Raw genomic sequence first — 12,330 nt, forward strand, 5'->3', positions numbered from 1 at the left:
GGATCTCCTTGTTGTTCGACTGAGTTCGTCTAGTATCGGGGTCATGGGTGCAGCATAGGACCATGTGGTGCTAACGTGCAACGTATGTTCCGAGAAAGGTTGGCCAGGATGGAAGCCAGTAAGGCAAAGGGCGTGCGCGAGGAACTGCTATCGCCTGCACGAGTCTGTGAGGAATACCCGATCTTCACCCCGGCCGCTCTGGCGGACCGGCGTTGGCGCGGTGACGGGCCGGACTACATCAAGACCGCGCCCGGTCGGTCCGGACGCGTCTACTACCGGCGCAGTGCGATCGAGAAGTGGCTCGACGCCCGCACCGTGCAGACCGGGGCCGCTGCGTGATGACCGACAACGAAAGCGCCCCCGGCCTGCTGGCACAGGCTCCGGGGGCAAACGACCAGCTAGCGGGCGGGTCACCCGACATCGTGCCACACGGCGCCCGCTGGGGGAACGCGCTCCGCGACGCGACCGAGGCCGTACGCCGAGGGCTTCCCGTCTTCCCGATCGGGCGGACGAAGATGCCGGCCATCCGCTCGCCGCACCGGGACGACCCTCGGGGCACCCCGAAGTGCCGCGGCGAGTGCGGTCGTCCCGGGCACGGCGTCCATGACGCCACCCTCGACTCGGCTCGGCTCGCTGAGCTGTTCGCCGCTGCTCCCCACGCGACCGGGTACGGCATCGCGTGCGGTCGCGGTGACCGGCCGCTCCTCGGGGTCGACCTGGACCGGAAGAACGGCGTCGACGGCGTCGAGTCGCTGGCTCGGCTCGCTGCCGAGAACGGGTTCACCGTGCCCGAGACCGTGGTCATCGCGACCCCGTCGGGGGGCCTGCACCTGTGGCTCACCGGCCCGGCCGCCGCCGCTGTGCAGAACAGCGCGGGCAAGCTCGGGCCTGGGATCGACGTCCGCGGCTACGGCGGATATCTCGTGGGTCCGGGGTCGTGGACGGCGAAGGGCGTGTACGCGGTCGCGGAGATGCGACCGGTCGCGGCAGCTCCCCAGGGCCTCATCAACCTGATGATCAACAAGCCCAGGCCCGTACCCGAGCGCAGACCCGTACAGATGCCCGTACGACGGCGGTCCGCAGTCCTCACCGGGCTGATCAAGTGCGTCCTCACGTCCTCCGAGGGCGAGCTGAACAACCGCCTCTACTGGGCTGCCTGCCGGGCCTTTGAGACCGGAGTCGACCCGCTCGCCGTGACCAACGCCCTGGTCGATGCCGCTGTTGCGGCCGGCCATCCGGAGTCCTCGGCCGCGCGCACGGTCGCCAGCGCCCGCAACGCACCCTCAAGGAACCGCTCGTGACCGAACGCGATGACGAGATCAACAAGAAGGCCAAGGAAATCCTCGAAGCGAACGGGATGAGCGACGAGAGCAAGGGCCGCGGCCCGTCGCAGGCATCGCAGCTCGTTGCCATCGCCCGGGAGCGGTACGACCTGTTCATGTCCGAGGACGGGCGCCCGTACGGCGTCAAACACGACGGGCCGAACATCGCCCGTCCGCTCAAGGGTGAGTCCGGGCTGCGCTCCGAGCTGTCTCTCCTCTACACCGACGCGAACGGCGGCAACGCTCCGTCTCAGTCGGCCCTCACAGACGCCGTGTTGGTCCTTCGGGGCGTGGCGATGACCGCGGAGCAGCGTGTGCCGCAGCTACGCGTAGCGCGCCACGGCGAGTCCATCGTGATTGACCTCGGAACGTCAGACGGCCGCTGCGTCATCGTCGGTCCGGACGGATGGCATCGAGCTGCACGCTCGCCGGTCCTCTTCCGCCGGTCCGGCGCGATGAAGCCGCTGCCCGAACCGCTCGCTGACGGCGATGGTCTGGCCAAGCTGCGGGACCTGGTCAACACCACCGACGAGGGGTTCCGGCTGCTCGTTGCGTGGCTGGTCTCGACGTTCATCCCGGATCTGCCACACCCGATCCTCACGTTCCGGGGCGAGCAGGGCACCGGGAAGTCGTACGCGGCGAAGATGGTGATCGGGATCATCGACCCGTCCGGCGCGCCGAAGCGGACCGCGCCCCGCGACATCAAGTCGTGGTCGGTGCAGGCGTTCAACTCCTGGGCCTTGTGCCTGGACAACGTGTCGATCATTCCGGACTGGCTGTCGGATGCTCTGTGCCGGGCGGTGACCGGTGACGGCATCGTCGACCGGGCTCTCTACAGCGATGACGATGTCGTCGTTCTGGAGTTCCGGCGTGTGCTCGCCATGACGACGATCGACGCGGGCGCGCTCGCTGGTGACCTTGCCGAGCGGCTGCTGACGATCGAGCTGAACCTGATCCCGGACCACAAGCGGCGCGAGGAAGCCGAACTCGACGCGGCCTATGCCGAGGCACACGCGTCGGTCCTGGCCTCTCTCTTCGAGTTGCTCGCCCAGGTCCTCAAGGTTCTGCCCGACATCGTCCTGACGGAGCGGCCGAGGATGGCGGACTTCGCCCGGGTCCTGGCCGCGGTCGACCAGGTGCAGGGCTGGGACACCCTCGACTCGTACAAGGCGTCCGCGCGCGATGCCGTTGCCGATGTCCTCGACGGCGAGCCGTTCGCGCAAGCCGTCGTCGCCCTGGTCGACGCGGCCGGGCCGGACGGCGTCACGGTGACCGCGCAAGAACTTCTTGACGCGGTGGCCGCGCCCGAGCGGCTGCCGAAGAAGTGGCCGAAGGATTCGACCCGGGCGGGCGGGGCGTTGAAGCGGCTCGCCCCGGCGCTGCGGACGATCGGGATCAACGTCGATGACACCCAGCGGCAGCCCAAGGGCAACCGGTCGCGCCTCTACCAACTCACGACATCCGAGAGTAGGCGCAAAACAGCACCCGCAGCCCCCACAGCACCCGCTACCGGGTCTGACCTGCAACAACGTGCGGGTGCTGTGACAAACGCCAGCACCCGCAACGGCGGTCCCAGCACCCGCAGAGCGCCCGGCGCGGGTGCTGCGGGTGCTAGGGCGGGTGCTGAGAATTCCACAGCACCCGCAGCGGACACTCTGCCTGACCTGGGAGAACACACCCCTGCGGGCGCTACGGGCGGTGCGGGTGCTGATTCGCACCAACTCTCGGATCCGGCTACCCCCTTGTGCGCTGTCTGCGGCTTCCCGATGGCGCTCATCGAGCCCGGACAGACCACCCACCCCACCTGTTGATCACATCCATGGAAAGGAAGAACATGGCACGCATCTCCGCTTCCCAAAGCGGCATCCTCGGCAAAGCACTCGACCAGATCCCCAAGTTCCGAGCACTCGAAAAAGCCGAGACGGCGATCAAGCAGCGGCAGAGTGAACTGAGGTCTCCCACTGCGCCGGCCCCAGACCTAGGAATGGATGCCCTCACTGCCCTTCTGGACGGCTCCCCTATCCCGACCGACCTTGGTCGACGCGCGTGGGAAGACACGCAGCGATCCGAGTTCGTCAAAGCCGAGCTCCAGATCTTGATCGGTATGGAGAACCGCTTGCCGAACCTGAAGGAGAACGCCCTCTACGAGGGCGCCCCGCGGACTTTCCCCGTGCTACGGGCAGCACTGGACGAACTGGTCGCCGAGGCGCGACCCATGGCGGAAATCCTCCGCAGCGTCCACGACGCGGACAGCGCCATCGAAGCAGGCCCCAAAGGTGTGGCCGCTTGGTCAGGGTTCGGCAAGCTCGTACAGCGCTACCGCGAACTGCGCCTTGCCCAAGACGTGATGACCCGCGCGGCGGCCGGCCGCGACACCATCGACTCGCGAGACGGAGGCACCGGCGGAATCCTGCTGAGCGGAGTGATTCCCGTCTGGTCGGAGATCGCCAACGTCACCGAAGTGTGGCCCGAGTACTGGCCCGCACGTCGAGACGGCGAGAACGTCCCGCCTCCCTGGCCAATCAAGTACGCCCACCGGCCGTTCGAGATCGAGCACAACCGCGAATGGCTTCTCTGGCTTCTGAACGCCCCTGGCGTCCGCCTCTGGGTACCCACCGTCAACGAACTTGCGGACGCGTTCCACCAGCAGCGTGCGGACGCTGCGGACCGGCGCGGGAAAGCGCCGAAAGACCGCAAGCGCGAGCCGCTGCGGAGCAAGCCCGAGTTCCTGGTCTCGCACGAAGGAACCGTGCGGGAGCCCGGACAGGGGACGGCGCTCCTCACTGCGCTCAGCGACCTGAACGCCAACCAGAACGGAGAGGACTAGATCATGAGCAGCCGCGAGAAGAACACCGGTCTCCAAAAAGGAGCCGCGCTGTACCACCAACTGTTCGGGAAGCCGGTCGACGCCTCGGTAGCAGCCGAGTTCGAGGCCATGAAGGACACCCCGATGAACAGGAGCAGGCTCGCGTACATCGTGAACGGCGGCGGCGACCGCGGCCGGGCCGCGGCGGAAAAGCTGGGGGAGTGGGAGGGGAACGGCCGGCCGCCCGCGGCCTGAACTACGGCTCCATAGACCACTGCGCCCCACCATCCTCCGGGAAGGCGGGGCGCAGTGCTGTAACGCTTTTACGTCTCTGACCTGCAATGACGCGAGTCCCGGCGACACGCCGAAGCGACAGACGCCCATCTCCCCGAACCAGGGTCAAAACACCCCGGAACAGGCACGAAAAGGCCCCTGCGGGCGCTCCACAAGCCCCAGAGCCCAGATTCCCCAGACCCGTACAAAGCCAGAGCCGCAGCTCCTCCCGGGGCTCGGACGGGTACCCGGGGGGAGACCCGGGCCACCCCTGGGAGAACGCTGAACAGGTCGTCCTCCTGGGAAGACGACCTGTTCGGGCGGGGGCCGGGCGGAGATCGAAACCTGAAATCAGTGCTGGTCACAGACAGGTTGGCCCGGTGTCGGTGCCGAAACCGGTTTCGGTCCGGCCCGATACCGCGCCCCCGTGCCGATACCGGCCCTCGGGCTACTGCTCGATGTCGTCCTTGGCCTCGGGGATGTCGGCGAGGCGTACGCCCTTGGCTCCGCCGCAGCATTCGCGGAGGGTGATCTGTCGGGTGGGGACCTTGTGGGGCTTGAGCGCGGCGGCGAGAGCTGCGGACCGGGCGGCCTGGTCGGCGTCGAGCCACGGGCCGTACAGCTCTGCCCGGTACGCGGCCAGGGCCTCCACCAAGCGATGGGAGTGGACGGCGTCGGCACCCTCGGGCCAGATGTCCCGCAGATGGTCGACCACGGTGGACGTGTCGATGTCCTCCACCAGATGCCCGGCCGCCTCGCCGGTGAGGGTTCCGGCCGCGGTGCGCAGGGCGAGCGCGCGCTTGCCGATGGTCTCGGCCTCGGTCTGCCGGATGAACGCCGCGCGGACGGTGGTGCCGTCCCGGCCTCGGGCGAGGATCCCGGTTCCCTGCTCGTCTACGGAGATGTCCGTGGCCCGGAGCCCCCGGTCATACGCCCCGGTGCCCAGCACGTTGTTGTTGGCGCGCCAGTCCATGACCGCGAGGCACAGGCGGGTTCCGACGGAGCTGGAGACGGAGGTGGGGAGCGACGGCGCGTCGGGGTTCTGGGTGAGGAGGATGAGGATGATCCCGTACGCCCGGCCCTTCTTGATGAGCTTGGCGCACAGGGCGGCAGCTTCGTCCTTGTAGTCGGCGTTGGTGAACAGTTCCTGCACCTCGTCGACGACGATGACGCGCGGCCCCAGGTTCTGCTCCGGGTACTTCTCCGCGAGCTGGCGGGTCACGCGCCGGCCCTCGGGAACCTCGCTCGCGGGCAGGGACTTGATGAACTTGGCGCGGCGCTGCTGCTCCGCGATCCCGGACCTGAGTCCGGCGAGGGTGGCCTCCAGTTCCTCGTCGTCGTCGCCGGACACGTACCGGTGCGCCACGGGCTTGACCGCGTCGAGGTCGCCGGAGCCTTTGAGTTCGTAGATCCACAGTTCGGCGGTCGGATCGAGGGCGACCCCGAGGACGATGGCGAGCGCGCACGACGTCTTCCCGGAGCCGGGGATTCCGCCGACCAGGAGGTTGGAGTACATCAGGGTGATGGTCACGAGGTTGCCGCGCGGGTCGAACCCGTACGGCAGCGGCTCGTACACGTCGGCCTGGCCCTTGTGCATGAGCGGCCACAGTTTCCGCGCGGCCTTGGCCGGGTCGTACTGCGCCACCCACAGGACCAGGCGTCCGGGGTGCGCGGCGCGGTCCGCCTCGGGCCACACGGTCGAGATCGGCCGGCGCATCGCCGCCGCCAGTTCGGCGCGCTTCTCCAGGACCTTGTCCGCGGTCACCCCGGCGGGGAGGTCGACTTCGGCGCGCCATCCGGGCCCGTCGCGCTGGATCTCGGCGGCGAACTCGACACCGGACTTGCCCTTCTTCCCGATGCCGATGGCGGCGAGCGCGTCGAACACCTCCACCGAGGTGAGGGCCCGGAGCGCGTTCACGGCCACGTAGCGGGTGATCACCGGCTTGTCCTCGGTGCGCCCGGCCATGCCGAGCAGCGCGGACACGGCGACGCTCCCGAGGGCGAGTTGCCAGCCGGGCAGCAGCGTGTACGCGGCCGTTCCGGCGAGCACGGTCGGGGTGGCGACGACGGCGGACAGGACCCGTCGGGGCCGGACCCTGCGGGAGTGCTCCCGCGACAGCGCAAGCCACGCCTCCGGGTCGGCATCGACCGCGGCCTTGGCCTCCACCGGGCGTGCTTCGGTGTCCGCGACCCACCGGCCCCAGCGGACCACCAGACGCCCGGCTCCGCGCGGGGACCGGCAGATCAGCCGCCACACGTACAGGGGGGTGCGGATCGCGTGGAACGCCGCGAGATGGGTGGCGTAGGTGAGGGTCCAGCGGATGCCGTCGGCGAACTCCGCGGCGTTCCGGGCCCATGAGGGGACCACGGGCGGAGCGTCGGCGAGATACGTACGGCACCGGCCTACCCACGTTCCGGTGTCCGCGGCGACGTCCGGCCGGTCGACGGGGACGGGCGTACCCGGCCCCTCGGGGATCTCGGGTACGGCCTCCGTTGGTGTACTCGAAGGCGCGGGTACGGCGGGTACGTCGGGTACGGCCTGTACCTGGGGTGTACCCGACGGGTCGGGGGTGTTCTTGAACAGATCGATGACCGAGTCGGTCATGCTGGTGTTCTCCTGTCTCTCTGCTGAGGGTCGGGGTACACGGGGCGGCCGGTGTACCTGTGCCGGGTACGGCCGCCCCGTGGCACAGCTACTTGGTCTTGGCCGCGCGTTCCTCACGCCGACGAGCGCCGTCGAGGATGCGGTCAACGCGCCGTTCGAGGTCGCCCTGGTCGACGCGTCCGCCGTAGGTGCGGTCGTCGGCGATACCGCGCTTGGCCATCCGCGCGATGAGCACCGCGACCTTCAACTTCTCGCCCGCGGTGAGCCTCGGCTCACGCTCGCTCTGGTCTGCCATGGCTGCTGTCTCCATCTCCGGCCCGGACTGTCCGGCCCCACCGCACCCCCACAGGCATGGTCTGAACGCGCCTGTGGGGGACGGAGGGACCGTCAGCCCTTGCCCTTCTGCCAGTCGGCCCACAGGCCCCGGAGCACGAGCACGCAGATGGTGAGCGCCACAGCGGAGATCGCAACGGCGACGGCGGAGAGTGCGAAAGCGACCATGAACACCGACCCGGCCGCGCCGATCGCGAGCCACTTCACCGCGCTGCCGCTGGTCCGTACGGCTTCGGGACGCCCCGAACCGTGCTCACACGACCGCTGGGTCTGGGTGAGCTGCTGCGCTTGAAGCACGGCGGCGATCAACGCCAACTGCTCGCTGTTCCGGGCAGCGTCGACCGCCTCGCGCGCGGCCTTCTCGAACTCGCTCATGCCGACGCCTCCGGACGCTTCGTGTTCCGAGGTCCTGCGGCAAGCTGCTCGTCGAGCCGGGCGAACACCTTCTTCACGTACGAGGTGCTGCGGGTGGCCAGCCGCGCGGTCTCGGGGACCGAGGTGCCCGTGACCCACGCTGCATGGATGACGTTCGCCGCCGCCTTGGTCGGCAACCGGCCGGTCGTCTCGCCGGTCACCTCATCGTCTTCGCCCCGGGAGGGGAGCACCGGGTGCCACACCTGGCGGTCGCCGCAGATGACCAGCGGTTCCGCCACCGGGGCGGGCAGCTCGGGCCGGGCGGCCGGCTTCTCGACAGCGGTCACCCCCGTCGGGGTGACGGTGGGCACCTCCGGGCGGTCGACCTCAACCTCGATCACCAGTGCGGGGGTGTCCTCGGCGTCCGGGACCAGGTGCTCATGCACCTGTCGCATCAGCGCGGCGAACGCGATCAGAGCAGCCGACGGCGGGACCGCGGCCACGATGTACTCCATCAGCTCGGCACCCGTGCCGACGCCGGCGACGTTGAGGGCGATGGAGCCGAGGGAGCCGACCCCGGCGAGGAGGTAGGCGAACCAGTCCACCCGCCGTCGCAGCGCGGCGCGGAGGATGAGGAGCTCCCCGGCGATGATGAACAGGTCCACCGTGCCCGGCCACGCCCATGCCCGCGCCCCGGTCAGGCCGTTCGCGGCGGCGACGTCGTGGAGGTGCTCGTACGACAGCCAGAACGCCGCGCCGGTGAGCGCGATCGTGACGACCGCGGCCCCGGCCGCGAGCCCGGTCAGGGAGTCGAGGCGCTTCATCGGGACTCACCGCCCTTGGCGTTCTCCTGGTCGAACGCGGCGAGCAGGTCGCGGAGAACCTTTTCGAGGGCGACGGCCGCACCGAGCATGGCCCGCTGGTCGCGGATGTCCGCGCCCTGGTGCTTGGCGAGCGCATCGCGGGCGCAGTCGACGGCGAGATCGAGCGACGGTACCCAACCGGTGCCGGCGTCGCGTACGGGGTCGTGGAGCGGGTGGAAGTCGGTCACCGGGCCACCTCCGCCCCGGCCTTGAGGATCTCGGCGCGCTCGGCGTCGCGCTTCGCGTCGGCTTCCGCGAACCACCGGGCGACCGCCTCGGGGTTCTCGGGCCGGTCGTCCTTGCCGAACTCCTCAGCCTGGTCGCTGAGGGCGTCGAGCATCCCGGCGAACCTGCGGAGACTGGCCGCGAATGCACGGCCCTCGGCCGGGGTCAGCTCAAGAGTCTGAACGTCGGTGTCCACCCAGATCTCCGTCTTCGTACCGAAGATCTCGGGCCCTTCGTTGTGGTGCACCATCGTGGCGCTCAGCGGCATCGCCGCCGCATCCCCAGGCATGGCGTCCGCGTATGGGCGCGGTGCCCACGCTTCCGCCCTCGGCCCCCGGTGCCACCCGGTCTCCCCGTTCTCCGCCTGGTGGTCCATGGCGCACCACGGGGGGCAGCCGTACCGGGTCATCCACTTCGGGCCCCGGTCCGCGGCCGTGACCGAGACGATGCCGAGCTTCATCAGCGCCCCGGTCATGATGTCCGCAAGCGCTTCCGGGGAGATCTTCTCGGCGAGGGTGGGGACCTCAGCCGCGACACGGGCCGCGAACTGCGCCCCGATCGCGGCAGCGCGCCCGAGGGGAATCTGGGTGGCCATGGCCCGGACAGCGGCCGTGAACGCCTCGATCTGGTCCATGTAGGCGAGGGTCTGCGCGGGGGTGAAGAGCTGGCCGCAGCGCTGCGAGTTCAGCGACACGAACCGCTCGCCGGTCTCGGGATGGGTGTACGCCTCGGCGTACAGCAGCTCGGGGGAGGGGAGCTCGAACTCGGGGAGCGCGGTCACGGTGGCGGACACGACGGGGGTGTCCGTGGCCGTGGACACCCCCGGCTCGCCCGCCTGGTGAGCGGCCCGGACGAATGCACGCACGGACTCCAGCGGGTTCGGCTGGCTCGGCATCGCGTCGAGTAGCGGCCTTTCGGGGGAGGGTTCGGTGTCGAGGGCACCGAGGCGGATCGGGGCCCCGGACGGCCTTGTGATGGACGGTACGGTGGTCATGGGTTCGGACTCCTTGCACGAGGGGTCCGGCCATAGGCCCTGGTCGGTGGTCAGACACCTTCCGGGGCCGCTCTCATTCCCGTACGGATTCCGTACACATGAGAGCCAGATAGGCCGGGATAACTGGGGATACGGCGAGATACCAAATCCGCAGCTCAACCGGCCTGTGAGGGTTACCCGCTGATCAGCTCAGCGCCCAAAGTGACCTTGTAATGCGTAGGTCGTCGGTTCGAATCCGACAGGGGGCTCGGTAAAAGGCCAGGTCGCATAGCCCGTGACCTGGCCTTTTCAGCTACTGGGGCCTCGCGTGTGGTGCGCTGCGGGCGGTGGGGGATCGGCTTGCGTGAGCGATGCGTGAGCGGAGGGCTCGGGACCCTACTCCTTGGGCTTCCGTCGGCGACCCTTCTCCGGGGCCTTGTCCTTGTCCTTCGCCTTCTTGGCGACCTTCGCGGCCTTGCGGGCGGCCTTCTCGGCTTCGGTTTTGCGCTGGAGGGGGACCAGCTTGGCGGTGGCCTTGGCGGCGTTCTAATACTCCAGTGTGGTTTCGTGATCTATCCAGCTGGTTCGTTGGGGGACCGGTGTTGGTAGTGGCTGTGTCGGGCTGTTGCCTGGTGGCGTCTGCGCCGGTTGGACCAGTGCAGCAGTCTGGCCGTCGATGCGGCTGGTGGGTTGAGGAGGGCGTCGAAGAGGTGGCGGATCTCCGGGACGGTCAGTGCGATGGGGTCGCTGCTGCGGGCGGGATGGTGCGGACCGGCAGGCCGCTGGGGTGCCGCGTCGGCGGCGGCCGCGGCCAGGAAGGCCAGGGCGAGCATGGCGAGGGTGATGTGCCGGTGCCATGCGGTCCAGTTGCGGACCTGGTAGTGATCCAGGCCGACCTGGCTTTTGGCGGCCTGGAAGCACTCCTCGACGCTCCAGCGGACACCGGCGACGCGGACGAGTTCCGCGAGGGTGACCGTGGTGGGTGACCAGCACAGGTAGAAGGCGAGTTCCCTGGTGGTGCGGTTGCGGCGGATGAGCAGGTGGTGGTGGTTGTCGGTGCCGGTGTGGATCCAGGCCCGGTCGTAGTGGCGCGGGCCCTTCGCGCCGTTGCCTGCGCTGTGCCGCTGCCAGGCGGTGGCGGGCAGGCGTTCGGCGCGGACGGGGGTGCGGCCGTGGTTGATCCGCACCCGCGTCGAGCGGGCGACGGCCAGTACGTAGCCGGTCCCGCGTGCCTCCAGGGCGGCGCGGAGCCGCGGGTCCTGGCCGTAGGCTTCGTCGCCGGTCACCCATGGTGCCTTCGCCCCGGCGTCCAGCGCGGCGGCGATCATGTCCCAGGCCAGGCGGGGCTTCGTGGCGAACTGCACTTCGTCGGGTATCCCGGCGGCGTGGCGGCGTTCGGGATCGGAGCACCAGGACTGCTCGGGCAGGTAGAGCCGTCGGTCGATCAGGGCCCGCCCCCGTTCGGTGGCCAGCGCGAGGAACACGCCGACCTGGGCATTCTCGATGCGCCCGGCGGTGCCGGTGTACTGCCGCTGCACGCCCGCCGAAGTACGGCCCTTCTTCAGGAAGCCGGTCTCGTCCACGATGAGCACCGCGCCGTCGGTGCCGAGGTGTTCGACTGCGTAGGCGCGCAGATCGTCGCGGACTGCGTCGGCGTCCCAGCGGGCGTGGCGCAGCAGCCGCTGCATCGGCCCGGGCCGGGCGTGACCGGCCTGTTCGGCCAGCTGCCAGCAGTTTTTCCGCTCGGTCTTCGACAGCAGCCCGAGCAGATAGGCACGGGCACTCGCCCGGGGTTCCACCCGGCCGAACCGGCCCGCGATCCGGGCCATCACCTGGTCGGACATCGCCCGCCAGCGGGCAGGGTCTACGCTATGGCCTGCGGCCACCGCACGATCTTCGTTTGTCCACACACCAACCGATGATCACGCGGTGGCCGTCCCCGTTCCCAGCCGGATCCACGACAAGATCACGAAACCAGACTGGAGTACTAGGCGACGTGGGGGAGGACGCTCTGGTAGTTGTGCCGCGTTATGCGGGTGTCGCTGTGCCCGAAGGTGTCGGAGACGATCTTCACGTCGATGTCGGCGGCGAGCATGAGGGTGGCCGCGCCATGGCGGAGGTCGTGAAGGCGGATGGGCGGGAGTCCGGATGCGGCGACGAGGCGTTCGAAGAGGTCGGTGACCTTGCCAGGGTGCCGCCAGGAGCCGTCTTCCTGGGAGAGGATGAGGCGGTGTCGACCCAGGCCGCCCCAGTCCTCCCGTTCCGCCTCCTGGAGTTCACGGTGCCGCTTCAGGACGCTGGCCGTGTCGTCGTCCAAGGCGATCATGCGGAAGCCGCTGTCTGTCTTGGGCTCGGACGCCTCGACCTGACAGCCGTCCTGGATGAGTTGGGAGGAGACGGTCAGGAAGTGGGTGTCGAGGTTGGCCTCCGACCAGGTTGCTGAGGACGCCGGGCATCGAGTGCAGAGGGTACGGTGGCTGCCTTAGAACTCCTAACAAAGTGGGAGGTTCTTGAGTCGTCGCCAGCAGATGATGCCGCAGGCGAGGCTGAGGAAGGCTTCGTGGATGTCGTCGCGG

The 12,330-nt window shown here is 69.3% G+C and carries 13 protein-coding genes; 5 read left to right on the forward strand and 8 right to left on the reverse strand.

The features are described 5' to 3' along the window. Positions 1-108 precede the first annotated feature (108 nt). From ACWEFL_RS28020 to ACWEFL_RS28040, 5 genes are read left to right on the forward strand one after another with little or no spacing between them, the layout of a single operon-like run. Positions 109-339, forward strand: coding sequence for a DNA-binding protein (locus tag ACWEFL_RS28020; RefSeq protein ID WP_451717519.1), 231 nt, complete (start codon positions 109-111; stop codon positions 337-339). Next, the gene (locus tag ACWEFL_RS28025) at positions 339-1,301 is read left to right on the forward strand and encodes a bifunctional DNA primase/polymerase (RefSeq protein WP_451717521.1); all 963 of its coding nucleotides are present in this window, start codon (positions 339-341) and stop codon (positions 1,299-1,301) included. Before ACWEFL_RS28020 ends, ACWEFL_RS28025 begins: the two co-directional genes overlap by 1 nt. Then, a complete protein-coding gene (locus ACWEFL_RS28030) occupies positions 1,298-3,133 on the forward strand; it encodes an ATP-binding protein (RefSeq protein ID WP_451717523.1) in 1,836 nt (611 codons plus the stop codon). Before ACWEFL_RS28025 ends, ACWEFL_RS28030 begins: the two co-directional genes overlap by 4 nt. A 23-nt stretch (positions 3,134-3,156) precedes the next feature. Next, positions 3,157-4,149, forward strand: coding sequence for a hypothetical protein (locus tag ACWEFL_RS28035; RefSeq protein WP_451717524.1), 993 nt, complete (start codon positions 3,157-3,159; stop codon positions 4,147-4,149). A gap of 3 nt (positions 4,150-4,152) precedes the next feature. Further along, positions 4,153-4,383, forward strand: a complete 231-nt coding sequence (locus ACWEFL_RS28040; protein WP_451717526.1) for a hypothetical protein — start codon at positions 4,153-4,155, stop codon at positions 4,381-4,383. 466 nt (positions 4,384-4,849) lie between these two features. On the opposite strand, the gene ACWEFL_RS28045 is transcribed toward ACWEFL_RS28040, so the two are convergent. From ACWEFL_RS28045 to ACWEFL_RS28080, 8 genes are all read right to left on the reverse strand, one after another. Beyond that, positions 4,850-7,006, reverse strand: coding sequence for an AAA family ATPase (locus ACWEFL_RS28045; protein ID WP_451717528.1), 2,157 nt, complete (start codon positions 7,004-7,006; stop codon positions 4,850-4,852). A gap of 88 nt (positions 7,007-7,094) precedes the next feature. Further along, a complete protein-coding gene (locus ACWEFL_RS28050; RefSeq protein ID WP_451717530.1) occupies positions 7,095-7,301 on the reverse strand; it encodes a DUF6257 family protein in 207 nt (68 codons plus the stop codon). A 92-nt stretch (positions 7,302-7,393) separates the two neighbouring features. Then, positions 7,394-7,714, reverse strand: a complete 321-nt coding sequence (locus tag ACWEFL_RS28055; RefSeq protein WP_451717532.1) for a hypothetical protein — start codon at positions 7,712-7,714, stop codon at positions 7,394-7,396. Further along, a complete protein-coding gene (locus ACWEFL_RS28060) occupies positions 7,711-8,517 on the reverse strand; it encodes a DUF2637 domain-containing protein (protein WP_451717533.1) in 807 nt (268 codons plus the stop codon). The genes ACWEFL_RS28055 and ACWEFL_RS28060 overlap by 4 nt, the downstream gene beginning before the upstream one ends. Then, positions 8,514-8,744 carry a hypothetical protein gene (locus ACWEFL_RS28065; protein WP_451717534.1) on the reverse strand — a complete coding sequence of 77 codons (231 nt, stop codon included), beginning with the start codon at positions 8,742-8,744 and terminating at the stop codon, positions 8,514-8,516. The genes ACWEFL_RS28060 and ACWEFL_RS28065 overlap by 4 nt, the downstream gene beginning before the upstream one ends. After that, positions 8,741-9,775 carry a DUF6907 domain-containing protein gene (locus tag ACWEFL_RS28070; protein WP_451717536.1) on the reverse strand — a complete coding sequence of 345 codons (1,035 nt, stop codon included), beginning with the start codon at positions 9,773-9,775 and terminating at the stop codon, positions 8,741-8,743. Before ACWEFL_RS28070 ends, ACWEFL_RS28065 begins: the two co-directional genes overlap by 4 nt. A gap of 551 nt (positions 9,776-10,326) precedes the next feature. Beyond that, a complete protein-coding gene (locus ACWEFL_RS28075) occupies positions 10,327-11,598 on the reverse strand; it encodes an IS701 family transposase (RefSeq protein WP_451717538.1) in 1,272 nt (423 codons plus the stop codon). A 143-nt stretch (positions 11,599-11,741) separates the two neighbouring features. Further along, a complete protein-coding gene (locus ACWEFL_RS28080) occupies positions 11,742-12,080 on the reverse strand; it encodes a tyrosine-type recombinase/integrase (protein WP_451717540.1) in 339 nt (112 codons plus the stop codon). Positions 12,081-12,330: the final 250 nt, after the last annotated feature.

The organism is Streptomyces sp. NPDC004838 (assembly GCF_053600955.1).